The 13,705-nt window shown below is 71.2% G+C and carries 18 protein-coding genes and 3 pseudogenes; 9 read left to right on the top strand and 12 right to left on the bottom strand.

The features are described 5' to 3' along the window. Positions 1 to 3: 3 nt before the first annotated feature. On the bottom strand, positions 4 to 216 hold the full coding sequence (locus tag SVTN_RS32135) for an MbtH family protein (RefSeq protein ID WP_041132243.1): 213 nt from the start codon (positions 214 to 216) through the stop codon (positions 4 to 6). Between the two features lie 318 nt (positions 217 to 534). On the opposite strand from SVTN_RS32135, the gene SVTN_RS32130 reads away from it, so the two are divergent. Further along, positions 535 to 1,605 (top strand): MupA/Atu3671 family FMN-dependent luciferase-like monooxygenase, encoded by a 1,071-nt coding sequence (locus tag SVTN_RS32130; RefSeq protein WP_041132242.1) that lies wholly within the window; start codon positions 535 to 537, stop codon positions 1,603 to 1,605. A 559-nt stretch (positions 1,606 to 2,164) separates the two neighbouring features. Here SVTN_RS32130 and SVTN_RS44420 read toward each other — a convergent pair. The 3 genes and pseudogenes from SVTN_RS44420 to SVTN_RS32120 all read right to left on the bottom strand — a co-directional run bounded on the left by SVTN_RS44420 (position 2,165) and on the right by SVTN_RS32120 (position 3,014). Beyond that, the gene (locus SVTN_RS44420) at positions 2,165 to 2,341 is read right to left on the bottom strand and encodes a hypothetical protein (RefSeq protein WP_159026518.1); all 177 of its coding nucleotides are present in this window, start codon (positions 2,339 to 2,341) and stop codon (positions 2,165 to 2,167) included. Positions 2,342 to 2,427: 86 nt separating this feature from the next. Beyond that, a pseudogene (locus SVTN_RS32125) lies at positions 2,428 to 2,556 on the bottom strand (VOC family protein); the annotation flags it as partial. Between the two features lie 128 nt (positions 2,557 to 2,684). After that, entirely contained in the window at positions 2,685 to 3,014 is a 330-nt protein-coding gene (locus SVTN_RS32120) for a hypothetical protein (RefSeq protein ID WP_041132241.1), read from the bottom strand. Between the two features lie 201 nt (positions 3,015 to 3,215). Between SVTN_RS32120 and SVTN_RS32115 the strand changes: the two genes are divergently transcribed. Genes SVTN_RS32115 through SVTN_RS32105 form a run of 3 tightly spaced genes read left to right on the top strand, consistent with a single transcriptional unit; the run spans position 3,216 to position 5,939 of the window. Further along, positions 3,216 to 4,541, top strand: coding sequence for a sensor histidine kinase (locus SVTN_RS32115; RefSeq protein ID WP_052499406.1), 1,326 nt, complete (start codon positions 3,216 to 3,218; stop codon positions 4,539 to 4,541). Then, positions 4,532 to 5,176, top strand: a complete 645-nt coding sequence (locus tag SVTN_RS32110; protein ID WP_041132240.1) for a response regulator transcription factor — start codon at positions 4,532 to 4,534, stop codon at positions 5,174 to 5,176. The genes SVTN_RS32115 and SVTN_RS32110 overlap by 10 nt, the downstream gene beginning before the upstream one ends. A gap of 19 nt (positions 5,177 to 5,195) precedes the next feature. After that, a complete protein-coding gene (locus SVTN_RS32105; protein WP_041132239.1) occupies positions 5,196 to 5,939 on the top strand; it encodes a DUF4097 family beta strand repeat-containing protein in 744 nt (247 codons plus the stop codon). 69 nt (positions 5,940 to 6,008) lie between these two features. Here the strand turns inward: SVTN_RS32105 and SVTN_RS32100 are convergent, their stop codons facing one another. After that, positions 6,009 to 6,347: an MDR/zinc-dependent alcohol dehydrogenase-like family protein gene (locus SVTN_RS32100; protein ID WP_041132238.1), complete on the bottom strand. Its 339-nt coding sequence runs from the start codon at positions 6,345 to 6,347 to the stop codon at positions 6,009 to 6,011. Positions 6,348 to 6,598: 251 nt separating this feature from the next. Between SVTN_RS32100 and SVTN_RS44415 the strand changes: the two genes are divergently transcribed. From SVTN_RS44415 to SVTN_RS32090, 3 genes are all read left to right on the top strand, one after another. Next, positions 6,599 to 6,766, top strand: coding sequence for a hypothetical protein (locus SVTN_RS44415; RefSeq protein ID WP_159026517.1), 168 nt, complete (start codon positions 6,599 to 6,601; stop codon positions 6,764 to 6,766). Between the two features lie 46 nt (positions 6,767 to 6,812). Then, positions 6,813 to 7,322, top strand: a complete 510-nt coding sequence (locus SVTN_RS32095; protein WP_245727707.1) for a hypothetical protein — start codon at positions 6,813 to 6,815, stop codon at positions 7,320 to 7,322. Positions 7,323 to 7,553: 231 nt separating this feature from the next. Beyond that, positions 7,554 to 8,147, top strand: coding sequence for a class I SAM-dependent methyltransferase (locus tag SVTN_RS32090; protein WP_245727705.1), 594 nt, complete (start codon positions 7,554 to 7,556; stop codon positions 8,145 to 8,147). 150 nt (positions 8,148 to 8,297) lie between these two features. On the opposite strand, the pseudogene SVTN_RS46675 reads toward SVTN_RS32090, so the two are convergent. Continuing rightward, positions 8,298 to 8,708 (bottom strand): annotated as a pseudogene (locus SVTN_RS46675) (DUF7019 family protein); the annotation flags it as partial. Between the two features lie 39 nt (positions 8,709 to 8,747). Then, positions 8,748 to 9,826 (bottom strand): annotated as a pseudogene (locus SVTN_RS45760) (hypothetical protein); the annotation flags it as partial. A 293-nt stretch (positions 9,827 to 10,119) separates the two neighbouring features. Between SVTN_RS45760 and SVTN_RS32080 the strand changes: the two are divergent. After that, on the top strand, positions 10,120 to 10,950 hold the full coding sequence (locus SVTN_RS32080) for a glycoside hydrolase domain-containing protein (protein WP_041132235.1): 831 nt from the start codon (positions 10,120 to 10,122) through the stop codon (positions 10,948 to 10,950). A gap of 308 nt (positions 10,951 to 11,258) precedes the next feature. Here the strand turns inward: SVTN_RS32080 and SVTN_RS45160 are convergent, their stop codons facing one another. Continuing rightward, positions 11,259 to 11,423, bottom strand: a complete 165-nt coding sequence (locus tag SVTN_RS45160; RefSeq protein WP_218922691.1) for a hypothetical protein — start codon at positions 11,421 to 11,423, stop codon at positions 11,259 to 11,261. 83 nt (positions 11,424 to 11,506) lie between these two features. On the opposite strand from SVTN_RS45160, the gene SVTN_RS45155 reads away from it, so the two are divergent. Continuing rightward, the gene (locus SVTN_RS45155; protein ID WP_218922690.1) at positions 11,507 to 11,815 is read left to right on the top strand and encodes a tyrosine-type recombinase/integrase; all 309 of its coding nucleotides are present in this window, start codon (positions 11,507 to 11,509) and stop codon (positions 11,813 to 11,815) included. Here SVTN_RS45155 and rpsR read toward each other — a convergent pair. The 4 genes from rpsR to rpmG are packed head-to-tail and all read right to left on the bottom strand — an operon-like array spanning position 11,769 to position 13,648. Next, positions 11,769 to 12,005 (bottom strand): 30S ribosomal protein S18, encoded by a 237-nt coding sequence (gene rpsR, locus SVTN_RS32070; RefSeq protein ID WP_041132233.1) that lies wholly within the window; start codon positions 12,003 to 12,005, stop codon positions 11,769 to 11,771. The two genes, SVTN_RS45155 and rpsR, sit on opposite strands and share 47 nt — an antisense overlap. Before the next feature lie 44 nt (positions 12,006 to 12,049). Beyond that, positions 12,050 to 13,201, bottom strand: a complete 1,152-nt coding sequence (locus SVTN_RS32065) for a CobW family GTP-binding protein (protein ID WP_041132232.1) — start codon at positions 13,199 to 13,201, stop codon at positions 12,050 to 12,052. After that, on the bottom strand, positions 13,201 to 13,446 hold the full coding sequence (locus SVTN_RS32060; protein WP_041132231.1) for a type B 50S ribosomal protein L31: 246 nt from the start codon (positions 13,444 to 13,446) through the stop codon (positions 13,201 to 13,203). Before SVTN_RS32060 ends, SVTN_RS32065 begins: the two co-directional genes overlap by 1 nt. A gap of 37 nt (positions 13,447 to 13,483) precedes the next feature. Beyond that, on the bottom strand, positions 13,484 to 13,648 hold the full coding sequence (gene rpmG, locus SVTN_RS32055; RefSeq protein ID WP_041132230.1) for a 50S ribosomal protein L33: 165 nt from the start codon (positions 13,646 to 13,648) through the stop codon (positions 13,484 to 13,486). Between the last annotated feature and the right edge of the window lie 57 nt (positions 13,649 to 13,705).

Raw genomic sequence — 13,705 nt, 5'->3', positions numbered from 1 at the left:
CGATCAGCTCTGGGCCATCGCGGCGATCAGGCTCTTGGGGCGCATGTCGGTCCAGTTCGCCTCGATGTAGTCAAGGCACTCCTGCCGCGCAGCCTCGCCGAACACCGAGGTCCAGCCGGCCGGCACCTCGATGAAGACCGGCCACAGCGAGTGCTGGCCCTCGTCGTTGACCAGGACCAGGTAGTTCGCGTCAGGGTCCTCGAACGGGTTCGTCATCACGTCGTCCTTCCTGCGGGCATGATGTGGACCGCTCCGGTCCCACCGCGACCCACTATGACCCAGGGTGCCGAGTCGGAGTCAAACAACCGCCGCACGAGCACGCCGTGGCCCCGATTGCCCGTCTAACTGCGGCCCGACGCCGGTTGAACAGGGCACTTCGCACCACCTGCGGTCGGTCTTGATCCACGTCGCGCATGGTGCCAAGGTGGCCGCGGCGGAGCGTGCCAGTCTCGGCCCGCCGGATGGTCAGGCGCGGCGACCCGGCGTCCGCCTTCACTCGACTGCACACCACGTGCACACGATCCGGAGACGCGGATGGACTTCAGCCTCTTCTACTTCGCCAACAACGACACCGAGCAGCAGGACTCCTACCGGCTGCTGCTGGAGGGCGCGCGCTTCGCCGACGACCACGGCTTCACCGCGGTGTGGACCCCGGAGCGCCACTTCCACGCCTTCGGTGGGCTCTACCCCAATCCCGCGGTCACGGGCGCCGCGGTCGCCGCGGTGACCAAGCGGGTGGCCGTGCGGGCCGGCAGCGTGGTGGCACCGCTGCACCACCCGATGCGGATCGCCGAGGAGTGGTCGGTCGTCGACAATCTCTCCAACGGGCGGGCGGGGGTGGCGATCGCCTCGGGGTGGCACGCCGCCGACTTCGCGCTGCGCCCGGAGAACTACGAGACCCGCAAGAGCGCGCTGATGGACACGATCGACACGATTCGCCGGCTGTGGCGGCGTGAGTCGATCGAACTCGTCGACGGCGCGGGCGAGTCGGTGTCGCTGAAGGTGTTCCCGCCGCCGGTTCAGCCCGAGCTTCCGGTATGGCTGACCACCGGCGGCTCCCCGGCGACCTTCGAACTGGCCGGACGACACGGCCTGGGCGTCCTCACCCACCTGCTGGGCCAGGAGGTCGGGACACTGGCACAGCGGATCGCCGAGTACCGGGCGGCATTCCAGGAGCACCAGGGCGACGGGGGACGCGCCCACGTGGCGGTGATGTTGCACACCTTCGTGGGCACTGACCGCGAGGCCGTACGGGAGACCGTGCGCGAGCCGTTCTCCCGCTACCTCGCCAGTTCCTTCGACCTGCTGGTCAAGGCTGCCGAGGCCGCGGGAGCCGACGGCGCCGCGATGATGCGGGAGCTGAAGAAGGTGAGCGAGGAGGACCGCCGTTTCCTGGTGGCCCAGGCCTTCGACCGGTACTTCGAGACCAGCGGCATGTTCGGGACCGTCGAGGAGTGCATGGCTACGCTCAAGCAGCTCGCCGACGCCGGCGTGGACGAGGTCGCGTGCCTGGTGGACTTCGGCGTGGCGACCGACCAGGTCGTGGACGGCTTCCAGCACCTCGCCCGGCTGCACGACACCTGGCGTGCGCACACCGGGCGCTGAGGGCGCCCGCGGGCCGACACAAACGTCTCGGGCGTCTGAGAGGCCCCGGGACACCGTGCTGGAGACCGCCCGCCGTTGCAGACGGGGCGCGCTGACCGGCAGCCCCTCAGCCCGCCGCCACGGCCCGGTCGTAGGTCCGCGTCGCCAGCGGGACGACGGCGACCCGACCAGCAGGACCGAGAGCATGAGCACCGACGACAGGACGGGGTGCCGCAGCGGGAGCGCCGGATCCACGAGGTTGCCGGTCGGGCTCCCCCACAGCTCCCGAAGAACGGTGGCCAGGACGGTCATCGGGTTCCGCCGGGCGATGGACTGCAGCCACCCCGGCAGGTTGGCGACCGGGTAGAAGGTCGCCGGCAGAAACGACGCCGGCATGGTCACGAACATCGCGACCGCATTGCCCCCTGGGGCTCGCGGACCGGCAGCCCGACCAAACAGCCGAGCCAGGTCATCGCTGACCGACACCCGCAGCCCGTCGACGACGGGCGCGGTGATGCCCTGGTCAGCGCGACGTGATCGGCGCGGCCCCGGGCGGTCGTACGGAGCAGTTGCGCGGCACTCACGAGCGGTGGCCCTCCGGGTGATGGGCGTGCGGCGGGCCGTCGAGGTCGAGGGTGCGGCCGATGGCATGCATCACGCCGGTGCCGGTATCGGTGGTAGCGACCGCGCACGCACAGGCGGTGCAGGCGGCGGCCGCGAGGGCACGCAGACACACCGTACTTCCGAGGTGGGGCATGGGCTTGTTCCTCCGCAGGTGGAGTGAGGTGGCGAAAGGGTGGGCGGCACCTGGCGGGCCCGGACCTCCTCGACGGTCGGCTCTCAGGAACCGATCTCGACCTCGCCCTCCCTCCGGTCGATCACCTTGAAGCCCAGGACCGCGCACCAGAAGGCCGCGAGCCGCTCCGGATCGTGGCAGTCGACAACCAACGCGGTGACCGGCCGGGAGCTGATCAGGCACCTGATCGCCTCCGGTGCCGTCCGTCCGGGGCGGTCGTGACCGAGCACTCGGTCGCGGCCGCCCCGCCGTGCGTCGGGGGTACGCACGGAGGGGCTGCCGCAGCCCGGACGCCCGCGGCCCGTTACGAGCGGCGCGGGATCCGGGCGGTCCGTGACAGCGACACGCAGATGACGGAGGTGGCGGCCCACACCAGGGGGACCGCCCACGGGCTCCACCACATGAGCGCCAGCGAGACGGCCGCGGCCGCCAGCTGCGTGACGGTGATCGGCAGCACGACGTCGCGCCGGTACCGCCTCAGCTGCTCGCCGAGAACCTCTTCGACGATCTCGGCGACGATCTCGGCGACCCGGTCGTCGATGGTGTCCCCGTAGTGCACGAGGAACTGCTCGGTGTCGTCGGTCCTGCCGGCCGGGCCGGGGCGGCCGGCGGCGCTCGAGTGTCGATCGGTCATGTCCCCACGATGTCGCACCGGGCGGCACCGGGTCGGCAGCGTGGACCCACCGGCCGGACGGGGGGTAAACCCTACCCCCGCCAGTGGGCTCTCCTCGCTGCCGACGGGTGATCGGGTTGGGTACCGTCCCCTTGTCGAATCGACGCGCGGACGGTGACCCGGTCGCCGCCCGCACTGCCCACGAGAGCGGGTCCGAAGCAGTTGACCGAGAACATCGCCGGCTTTGCCACCGGCAGAGCCCGGACGGGCGCCCGGCCACCCCGCGAGGTGGTGCCGGGCAATCCGCTGCGCGCGCTGGCCTCCCCCGTACTGTGGCGGGCGTCGATCCACCTGGTGCTTGACGGTCTGGTGGCGCTGGCGGGACTGGCCGTGCTGGTCGTGCTGGTCCTCGCCGTCTGCCTGGCGCCGGCCGGCCTGGTGGGCCTGCCGGTGACGGTGGTGGTGGGGTGGGCGCTGTTCCGGCTGGCCGCCGTCGAGCGCGTCCGGTTCGCCGTGACCTGCGGGCTGGAGCTCGACGAGCTGCCGGCGCCGGTCTGTTCGTGGCGGTTGGTCAAGTCGCTGCAGTCGCTCGTCCACAACCCCTGCACCTGGCGGCTGATCGGCTACTTCGTCCTGCTGGTGCCGGTGGCGGTGGTGACCGTGGTCGGGGTGGCGCTGGTCTGGGCAGTGCCGCTGACCCTGGTGCTGCTTCCGGCCTACTACCGGGGCCTGCCCGGCGGAGAGGCCCAGCTCGGGCCGTTCGTGGTGGATTCCCTGCCCCGGGCGCTGCTGGTCGCGGCGGTGGCGCTGCTGGCCGGCGCGGTCCTCTCCCCGCTGATCGTCAAACTCCTGCTGGCGCTGGACACCGCGCTGGCCGTCGCACTGCTCTCCCGGCCCCGCGGCATGGAACTGGAGCAGCGGGTCAATGATCTGACGGAGAGTCGAGCCCGGGTGGTGGACGCCGCCGAGGCGGAGCGCAAGCGGATCGAGCGGGACCTGCACGACGGTGCCCAGCAACGGCTGGTGGCGATGTCGATCACCCTGGGCCGGGCCAGCTCGCGGTTGAAGAAGTCCGGTGACCACGAGACCAACAAGCTGGTCGAGGACGTCCGGCGGGAAACCCTCAGCACCATCGCCGAGTTGCGCAACCTGGCCCGTGGTCTGCACCCGCCGGTGCTGACCGACCGCGGCCTGGAGGCGGCGCTCTCCGCCGTCGCCGCGCTGGCTCCGGTGCCGGTGCGCCTTGACGTCCTGGTGGAGCCGCGCCCCTCGTCCGCCATCGAGGCGGTCGCCTACTTCACGGTGACCGAGGCGCTCACCAATGTGGCCAAACATGCTCGTGCGACCCGCGCTTGGGTGGAGATCCGGCGGGAGGGCGCCCGGTTGGACGTTAAAGTTGGCGATGACGGGCGTGGCGGAGCCGACCTCGCGGCCGGCACGGGCCTGACCGGTCTGGCGGACCGGGTGTCCGGGGTGGACGGGCGGTTCCGGCTCAGCAGTCCGGCGGGTGGACCGACCGTGATCGAGGTGGAATTGCCATGCGGGTAGTGCTGGCCGAGGACTCCGCGCTGCTGCGCCAGGGCATCGAACTGCTGCTCAGCGAACAGGGGATCGAGGTGGTCGCCGCGGTCGGCGACGGGGAGCAACTCCTGCGCGCGGTGGCCGAACACCGGCCGGACGCCTGTGTGACGGACGTCCGGATGCCGCCCACCTTCCTGGACGAGGGCCTGCGCGCCGCACTGGCGGTACGCGCCCGCTGGCCGGAGACCGGCGTCCTGGTGCTCTCCCACTACGTCGAGGAGCGTTACGCCATCGACCTGGTCAACACCAATGACAACGGGGTCGGTTACCTGCTCAAGGACCGGGTGTCGGACGCCGAGGAGTTCGTGGACGCGCTGCGCCGGGTCGCCGCGGGCGAGACGGTCCTCGACCCGGAGGTGGTCAAGCAGTTGTTGATCGGCAGCCGGCAGCGGGATCCGCTGTCCACCCTGACGCCGCGCGAGCGGGAAGTCCTCACGGCCATGGCGGGGGGCCGTTCCAACGCCGGGATCGCGGCCGATCTGGTGATCGGCACGGCGGCTGTGGAGAAGTACATCCGCAGCATCTTCGTGAAATTCGACCTGCAGCAGGAGGTGGGAGACCACCGCCGCGTACTCGCCGTTCTGCGCTACCTGGGAGCTTGAGATCAGTACCACACCGAGGATGCGCCGCGGATTCCTCCTCATAGGTCTGGCCGTCCTCGTCACGGTCGTCGCCGCGGCCGGTTGGGGTGTGGTCGCCTTGCTTCCGGCGCACCACCCGTACAGCGGCAACTGGCAGCAGGACGCGACCGGCGCCGGCCAGGTGACGGTCCAGACCGACGGACTCGACGTGACGCTGAGTCAGGACGGCTCCTCGCAGGTCACGGTGGCCATGAGCGGCAACTACACGGGCCATGTCCCGCAGGTCTCCGTCACCCGGTCCGGGTCGGACGTCACGGTCACCGCCGGCTGCTCCAACGACTGCTCGGAGCACCTGCAGATCACGGTGCCGGCCGGCCTGGCCGCGCAGGTGAACACCGGGGACGCCGGGATCCGGGCGAAGGGCCTGACCGGCCGGCTGGATCTGACCACCGAGCTGGGCGAGGTGGAGGTGGACCGGTCGTCCGGCCCGCTGACCGTGCGGAGCACCTACGGCGCGGTGACCCTCGCCGACAGCAGCGCCCCGAACGCCGAGGTGATCACCACCGACGGCGCGGTCAGCGCCTCCTTCAGGGCGGCACCCGCCTCCCTGAAGGTCACCGCGGGCTACGGCGGGGTCGACCTCAAGGTGCCTCACGACGCCACCTACCGCGTCGACGCGCAGAGCTCCCAATCGTCGCCGAGCGTCTCGCTGCCGAACACCGCTACGGACGCGCCGCACAGCGTGGTGGTGAAGACCACGGGCGGCGACATCACGGTCCACTGAGCACGCCCGTGCCGCGAACGACGGTGGCGTCCCCGGGAGATCCCGGGGACGCCACCGTCGTTCGGACGATCAGCCGGCGACCGGCGAGGGGCCGACGACGATCTCCGCGTGCCGCTCCGGCTCGCCGAGTTCGGCGATCGCCCCGGCCGGTCCGTCCAGGCCGGTGACGCCGGTGACGACGGCACCGGCGTCGATCCGGCCCTCGGCGGTGTCCCGCAGCGTCTGGCGGTACTCACCCGGGCTGCCGCCGAACGACCCGCGGATGTCCAGCTCCCTGCCGGCCACCACCCCGGGGCCGACCGTGTCGGGGCGCAGGCAGACGCCGACCAGCACGATCTTCGCGCCGGCCGGACGACCAGAACTGACCGCCGCGCGGCCGCGGGCCGCTGCCGCCCCGGCCGACACCACCGGCACCACCACCCCGCCCGACAACAACGGCTGGGACTGACAGGAGGGTTATCCCTACCCCGGTTCTGTGGGCTGGCAGCGTGTCCGGCCCGGCCGAACTGCTGTTGGCTGGGGGCAGACAGTCGGTGCGGGACGGCGCAGGTGCCCCGTACCGCAGCGCCACCGCGAACCGCCGGTGAAGGCCACCGGCCTTCCCGAGAACGAGGAGTGGAACGATCAATACCTCAAACCGCACCGCCCGCCGGTGCACCATGACGACCGGCGACGGCGCGGTCGACCTCGCGGAGCCCTCGAGCACCGGCTACCGGATCGGCGCCCACACCAGCAGCTCCGCGCCGCAGATCGACCTGCCGAACTCCGACGGTGCGTCGGCCTCCCTCACCGTGGCCGCCTCCAACGGCGGCATCCACATCCACTGAGCGGGCACCACCGCCCCACGCCGACGACCAACGCTGGAGAAGAACCATGCGCCGCTCCTCCTCGCCCCTGCGGGCCCCGTTAGGCAAGGCCGGCATCTGGGCCCTTGCGGGCGCCCCCGGTGCGGGCTCCGGTGTCCCGCGGATCCTTCCGAAGGCCGCGGCCGCTTCGACGTCCCCCCTGCCGCTTCGCCGGGCGGCCACGGTCCTCACCGTGCTCGGGCTGGCGATGATTCCCTGGCTGGTCTTCCTGCACACCGGGCTGCCGGCCACCGCTCAGGCCTCGCACTGGGCCTGGACGTGGACGGGTCTGGACAGCTTCGAGGCGCTCGGCCTGCTCTCCACCGGACTGCTCCTCAGGCGCGGCGACTGCCGGGCCTGCCTGACCTCCGCCGCGACCTCGGCCCTGCTGCTGGTCGACGCCTGGTTCGACACCATGACGGCTGCCCCGGGTTCGGACTTCAAGCTGGCGGTGCTGATGGCGGTCTTCGCCGAGTTGCCGCTGGCGGTGGCCTGCGCGGTCCTCGCGACCCGGACCTTCCCCCGGCCGGGCCGCTGAGCGGAAGAGCTCGTGACGTGATCGGCGCTTGCGGTCCGGTCCTTTTCGGGAAGCCCCCGCCCTGCCGCAACGGCGGTCCACGGGCGGTTCGTTCGGCCCGCTCGGGTCGACTGCCGACAAAGTCGGCTCTGGCGCAAGCACATTACACACAAACACAACTGATGGACCATCAGAAATGTTTCGATGGCCCAACCGGACATTCGATGAGGAGTTATGAGGTATTCGCGAGCATTGATCGGAGCGGGCGCTGCCGCCGCCGTCGCCACCTGGTGGTTCACCGACTCCGCGCCGTACCCGTACTCTCAGCGCTGGCTGCTCGACCTGCCGCTGCCGTTCCTGACCCTGAAGCGTCTGGACCACGTGCTGCAGGCCCGGGAGGGCGAGAGGATCCTGGAGATAGGCCCCGGAACCGGCCTGCAGTCGCTGCACGTCGCACCGCAGCTGGGCCCGAACGGCCAGCTGGACATCCTGGACATCCAGCAGGAGATGCTCGACCACGTGGGCCGCCGGGCCAAGGAGCAGGGCGTCGACAACATCGTGCCGAACTGCGCCGATGCACATGCGCTTCCTTTTGCCGATGGCTCGTTCGATGCGGCTTACCTGGTGACGGCGCTGGGCGAGATCCCGGATCCGGCGCGCACACTGGCCGAGCTGCGCCGGGTGCTGAAGCCGTTCGGGCGGCTGGTGGTCGGCGAGTTCTTCGACCGGCATCAGATCCGGCCGTCCTCGCTGATCAGTCTGGCGGAGGGAGCCGGGCTGCGGGTCGCCCGGCTGTACGGTCCGCCGTTCGCGTACTACGCGGTGCTGCGTCCGATCGACGCCTGACGCCGCTCGGGCGGTTCCCGCCCGGCCGAACCGTAGACCGGACGGCCGTAGCCGTAGCCGTAGCCGTAGGGCCCGACGGCAGCCTGCGAGCGACGAATCGGTCCGGCCGCCGAAGCAGACCAGCGACCCGCCGCCCTCGGACCGCAGCGGCCCCCACTGCGTGGGCAGGACTCCTTTGAAGAACGCCCCCGGCCCGTCCACCGACCCGACCTGCCCGGTCTCCTCCGGATGCTGCAGCACTCGCTCCAGCCGGGCGGTCCGGTCGGGCACCTGTGCCTCGACCTGCGCCGGATGCTGAACAACTTGACGCTCGCGGACGCCCCAGTGGTAGCCCTGCCGTCGGAGCCGGGGTCGATTCGATCGGCTCCAACGCCCGTCCAGGTCGGTGCAGTTGACCGGGTCGCCCGAGCAGTATTCGTACGCGTCGGCACTGCCGCCGTACACGGGGTCCTGGGAGAGGAAGCGGCCCGTCGACGGGTCGTACAGACGGACGCCCATCAGGATGACGCCGGAGGACGTCTCGGCGGAGCACTGCTTCTCGCCCAGACAGCCGTAACCCACCGACGCCTGGCCGGTACGCGGGTTGCCGTACTCGTCGTTGTCCAGGGCCGTGGTGGCCACCGAGGCGTCCAGCGGCAGTCGGCGCGCCGTCCGCTCGCCCTCACCGGGCTGGGCGAAGCCGCCCGGACCCGCGTGGAACGTGTACGAAACCGGTTCCGACTTGTTGTCGGCCTTGTCCACCGCGCGCACCTGAAGCGTCTGGTTGCCGTCGCGCGGCGGGGTCACCGGGATGGAGACGTCCGTGGCGACACCGCCGGTGGAGACCTTGGTCCAGCTCACACCGTCCAGAGACCGTTCCAGCCAGTTGTGGTCGCCGGCCGGCGGGGTGACGGTGAACGTGCCGCTCTGACCGGCTCCCTTCACCCGGTTGTCCGTGGGGTGGTCGGCCGAGACGATCTTCACGGGACCGGCAGGAGCCTTGGTGTCGACGGCGAACGTCTTCCAGGCCGACCAGCCGGTGTTGTAGCTCGTGCCGGCGTACTGGCGCGTACGGAACTTGTACGTCTTGCCCTCGGTGAGCATGCCGGCGGGCACGGTCACCGACGCGGGCTGGCCGGACGGCACGTAGGGCGACACCAGGACGTTGCCGACCTGGGTGCCGGTGGCGGAGTCGAAGATCTGGAAGGTGCCGTCGACCTTGTCACCGTTGGGTTCGCGATCCACGCCGGCGGGTTGGGCACGGCCCAGCGCGAGGACGTGGACACGGCGCCGGTGGACCACACTTCCCACGGCTGCAGCGGACACGCGGAGCCGGTGTAGTTGCCGGAGGAGAAGCCGGCCTCAGGCTTTGCCTTGACCCCGACGAACTGCTCGAAGCCCGTACGGGTCGCCTCGACCACCACGTCCGCGCCCGACACGGCGTCCGCGTGGGTGGCGCGGGGGCCGTCGAGCTTCGGCGTCGGCAGGCCGCCGCGCCACTGCAGGGTGATGGCCTCGTCGCCCGATCCGAGCGTCACCAGGTCCGTCCCCGGGGACGACTGGGCCGCCTTCAGCGAGGAGGCCCGCGTACGCGTCCCGCCGACGAGCTTCAGCCCACGCGGATGCGCCTTCGAGGTGATGGAACCGTCGGCCGCGGCGACCAGGTCGACGTCCACGTCGCGCCAAACGTGCGACGGGATGACGAACCCGGCGGGCCTGGAGTTGAATCTTTTCGTGATCTTGACTCCGGTTCGTCAGCCGTCTGCACAGGATCGAGCCACTCGTCCTGAAGACGACGACCCGGCCCCGGACCCTTGGGTTCCGTCCACTACAGTGCGGCATGCTCCGTAGGTGCGGAGCATGGCAACACTGCGCCGCTCCATGGGGCGACGGGCACGACGTCAGCGGCTCGGCCTTCCCGCTTCACACACCCGTTTCCCCCGGTCGGCGCGCTGACTGCGGCAGTCCGCCGCGTTCGTGACGAGGGGTGGGTATGGCCGACCATCGGCTTTCGAAGAAGCGTCGCTACATCGCCGCGGCGACTGGAGGTGCCGTCGCCGTCGTGGGCGCCGTGGTCGCGGCGCAGACCTCGATGGCGGCCACAGTGTGGCCCGCGCAAAGAACCTTCACCGGCCGGGCCTTCGACACGTGCGCGGCGCCCTCCTCGGCGGCGATGAAGGCGTGGAAGAGCAACGGCTTCTACGGCGGCGCCGCGGTCTACATCGGCGGCAAGAACCGGGGATGCGCCCAGCCGAACCTCACCGCGTCCTGGGTGAAGTCGGTCAACACCATGGGCTGGAAGCTCATCCCCCTCTACGTCGGCGCCCAGCCGCCGTGCCAGACCAGCGCCAACCCTGAGAAGCTCACGGCCTCGACGGCGGCGTCGCTCGGCGTGACGGACGCCAACGACGCGGTGGCCAGGGCATCGGCGCTCGGCATGAAGCCCGGCAGCCCGATCTTCCTGGACATGGAGCCGTACGACATCACCGACAAGGCGTGCAACGACGCTGTGCTGACGTACGTGCGCTCCTTCACCAAGACGCTGCGCGCCAAGACCTACCGCGGCGGCTTCTACGGCTTCACCAGCTCCAGCGCCAAGGCCGTCGCCACCGCGACCGACCGCACCGACCTGCCGGGCAACCTCTGGTACGCGCTGTGGGACAAGCAGAACACCACCACCGCCGACTGGCCGTGGGGCGCCACCCAGTACACCGACCACAGCCGCGGCCACCAGTACCTGGTCAACAGCAAGGAGACGCGCGGCGGCTACACCATCACCGTCGACCAGGACGCCTGGGACGGCCCCGTCGCCATCATCGGCTGAGCGCCTTCCGGCGGAAGGCTCGTTCGGCGTGCTCGTCTCTCCCCTGCCTGTGCTCTCGCCGGCCCTCACCTGCGGCATCAAGGCGACCGGCGGCTCGGAGACGACGTACTTCTGACGCTTCGAACCGACCCGAGCGAGGTCGCGGCCACCACGCCGGATCCGGCATCTGCGGGGGCGCCGGTGCGGGCGGGGCGAGGAGTTCCGCGAGGCCCTGGCGGGGGCGGCGCGGTGGACGCGGGCCGCGAGCACTCGCGCTGCCCGACCGGCAGGCACTGGTCGGACCTGGCCGACGCCCTCGTCACGGCCTCCTACGGCGAGTAGCGGGGCCGGGGCGATGCGGTGCTCTTCGCGGCGTCCACCGCCGCCCGTATCGGCGAGGTCTCCGGCTGCCGGGTCGGGGACATCGACACCACCGACTGGATCTGGACCGTCCGCCGCCAGACGACCTCCGCCCCCGGCGGCCTCGTGGACAAGGGCACCAAGGGCAAGCGAGCCCATCAGGTGCCCATCATCGAGGAGATGCGTCCTGTCGGCGGGCCCGGACCCTGGTGCCCGCATGTTCGCCGGGCCTCGCGGCGGCCGCATCTCCACCGCCGTTCCGCGCGACGCGCCCCACTGGGAGGAGGCCGTCACCAAGCTCGGGTACGAGCACCTGCGCCGCCACGACCTCCGCCATACCGGTCTGACGTGGTTCACCGACGCCGGCGTCCCGGTGCACGTGCTGCGCAAGATCGCCGGGCACGGGTCGCTCACCACCGCCCACCCCGGCTTCGACAGCGAGAGCCACGACCGCCGTAACGACATCGGGTGCACGATGGTCAGCGACTGGCGTACGGCAGCAGGGCCATCTCCCGGGCGTTCTTGATGGCGGTGGCGAGGGCCCGCTGCTGCTGGGCGGTCACGCGGGTGACGCGGCGGCTGCGAATCTTTCCCCGGTCGGAGATGAACTTCCGCAGCAGGTCGGTGTCCTTGTAGTCGATGTACGTGATGCCGGCCGCGTCGAGTGGGTTGGGGCGGGACTTCACGGGCTTGCGGGGGTCGGGACGTCGGGCCATGTCGCGGCTCCTTCGATTGGGCGTTTCAGTGGGGTCGTACGAGGTCAGGCGGCGTCGAGGAGGGAGTCGAAGGCGGCGGGCAGGTGCTTCCACGCCTCACGTCCCGCCTGGTATTCGGCGTCCGTCAGCAGGCAGGAGTCGAGGAGTTGTTCGAGTCCGTTCCGGTCGAGGCCGGGTGAGGTGAAGACGAGGTGCTGGCAGCAGTCGCCGTGCTCGGGGTGCCAGTCGAGTGCGGCGGCCGCGCGGCGCACGGGCGGGACCATCTCCCAGGCGGCGTCGGGCAGTGACGCCAGCCAGGGGCCGGCGCTCTCCACGCACAGCGCTCCGCCGGCCGCGTCCCAGGCGAGCAGCGTGTCGGGCCGGTCGGCGAGCCAGAACCGGCCGCGGCTGCGGGCCGCCGCGCAGCAAAGGTCCTCAAGCGCCTCGTACAGCCGTTCCGGATGGAAGGGCCGGTGGCGGCGCCAGACGAAGGTGGTGACCCCGGCCTCGTCGGCGTCCTGGGGCAGCAGCGCGCACGCGGGGTGCTGGGCGGCGGCCGCGGCCTCGACGTCGAATCCGGCGAACGCGGCTTCGGCGAGTTCGCCGGAACCGGCGGCCACGTGCCGCGCGGTGGGATGGAGCTGCGCGAGGAGGGCGTGGTCCTCGTCGTCGGCCTCGTCGTTGTCGACGACGGCGAGGACGGGTGCGTACTCCAGCTGGCGGGCCCAGGTGTCGCCGATGGTCCGCCGGTCGGTGGGGGCGGCGGCCAGGCCGGCTTCGGCGAGGTCGTCGCCGTTGCCGAGGCAGGGCAGGACGAGCGCGGGGTCCACGGCGGTGATCACGTTCGTCAGGGCGAGGCGATCCGCGCCGTGGGCGGCGATGACCTCCGCCATGGCCTTCGGTTCCACCGAGTCCCACAGTTCGACGACGGCGAGGCGGGTCAGGCCGCCGTCCGCCAGCCGTTCCAGTTCCGGGACGAGGTCCTCGCGGAGTGCGCAGCACGCGCAGTCGTCGACCAGGGGCGTCTCGCCGGAGGAGACGGTGCCGGTGGCGTCGCGGACGAGGCGGAGCACGGTGCCGTCAGGCGCGCCGGCGAGGTCATGGTGCAGGGCCACGCTGCCGGGGACGGTCCGCAGGAGTCGTTCGACGACCTCCTTGCGGGCGTCGGCGTGGAGCCCGGCGACGATCACGACGGGCATCCGGTGTCCCTGGTCCATCAACGGGCTCCGTAGCGGCGCTGGAACTTCTCGACGCGGCCGGCGGTGTCGAGGACGCGGGCGGTGCCCGTGTAGAAGGGGTGGCTCGCGGAGGAGATCTCCACGTCGACGACCGGGTAGGTGTTGCCGTCCTCCCATTCGACGGTCTTGTCACTCGTCATGGTCGAGCGGGTGAGGAAAGCGGTGCCGGAGGCGGAGTCGCGGAAGACGACGGGCTCGTAGGCGGGGTGGATTCCGGGCTTCATGGCAGGACCTTTCGATGGCCGGGGTGGGTCGGGGTGGTCAGCGCTCTTCGCGGAAGTCGACGTGCCGGCCGACCACGGGGTCGTACTTGCGGAGCACGAGGCGGTCGGGGTCGTTGCGCCGGTTCTTGCGCGTCACATGGGTGAACCCGGTGCCCGCCGTGGAGCGGAGCTTGATGACCGGGCGGATCTCGTTGCGTGCCATGCCGAGAGTACATGGGAACGATTTTCATTTCCAATACCGCTACAGTGTGCACCCACA

Origin of the sequence: Streptomyces vietnamensis (assembly GCF_000830005.1) — a bacterium.
In the GTDB taxonomy this organism is placed as follows: Bacteria; Actinomycetota; Actinomycetes; order Streptomycetales; family Streptomycetaceae; genus Streptomyces; species Streptomyces vietnamensis.
This window is presented reverse-complemented; position numbering and strand designations above follow the sequence as displayed.

What these genes read in the sequence shown, in the direction of transcription:
- SVTN_RS32135 (WP_041132243.1), bottom strand. Translation starts at nt 216, where the DNA reads ATGACGAACCCGTTCGAGGACCCTGACGCGAACTACCTGGTCCTGGTC.
- SVTN_RS32130 (WP_041132242.1), top strand. Translation starts at nt 535, where the DNA reads ATGGACTTCAGCCTCTTCTACTTCGCCAACAACGACACCGAGCAGCAG.
- SVTN_RS44420 (WP_159026518.1), bottom strand. Translation starts at nt 2,341, where the DNA reads ATGCCCCACCTCGGAAGTACGGTGTGTCTGCGTGCCCTCGCGGCCGCC.
- SVTN_RS32120 (WP_041132241.1), bottom strand. Translation starts at nt 3,014, where the DNA reads ATGACCGATCGACACTCGAGCGCCGCCGGCCGCCCCGGCCCGGCCGGC.
- SVTN_RS32110 (WP_041132240.1), top strand. Translation starts at nt 4,532, where the DNA reads ATGCGGGTAGTGCTGGCCGAGGACTCCGCGCTGCTGCGCCAGGGCATC.
- SVTN_RS32105 (WP_041132239.1), top strand. Translation starts at nt 5,196, where the DNA reads ATGCGCCGCGGATTCCTCCTCATAGGTCTGGCCGTCCTCGTCACGGTC.
- SVTN_RS44415 (WP_159026517.1), top strand. Translation starts at nt 6,599, where the DNA reads ATGACGACCGGCGACGGCGCGGTCGACCTCGCGGAGCCCTCGAGCACC.
- SVTN_RS32095 (WP_245727707.1), top strand. Translation starts at nt 6,813, where the DNA reads ATGCGCCGCTCCTCCTCGCCCCTGCGGGCCCCGTTAGGCAAGGCCGGC.
- SVTN_RS32080 (WP_041132235.1), top strand. Translation starts at nt 10,120, where the DNA reads ATGGCCGACCATCGGCTTTCGAAGAAGCGTCGCTACATCGCCGCGGCG.
- SVTN_RS45155 (WP_218922690.1), top strand. Translation starts at nt 11,507, where the DNA reads ATGTTCGCCGGGCCTCGCGGCGGCCGCATCTCCACCGCCGTTCCGCGC.
- rpsR (WP_041132233.1), bottom strand. Translation starts at nt 12,005, where the DNA reads ATGGCCCGACGTCCCGACCCCCGCAAGCCCGTGAAGTCCCGCCCCAAC.
- SVTN_RS32065 (WP_041132232.1), bottom strand. Translation starts at nt 13,201, where the DNA reads ATGGACCAGGGACACCGGATGCCCGTCGTGATCGTCGCCGGGCTCCAC.
- SVTN_RS32060 (WP_041132231.1), bottom strand. Translation starts at nt 13,446, where the DNA reads ATGAAGCCCGGAATCCACCCCGCCTACGAGCCCGTCGTCTTCCGCGAC.
- rpmG (WP_041132230.1), bottom strand. Translation starts at nt 13,648, where the DNA reads ATGGCACGCAACGAGATCCGCCCGGTCATCAAGCTCCGCTCCACGGCG.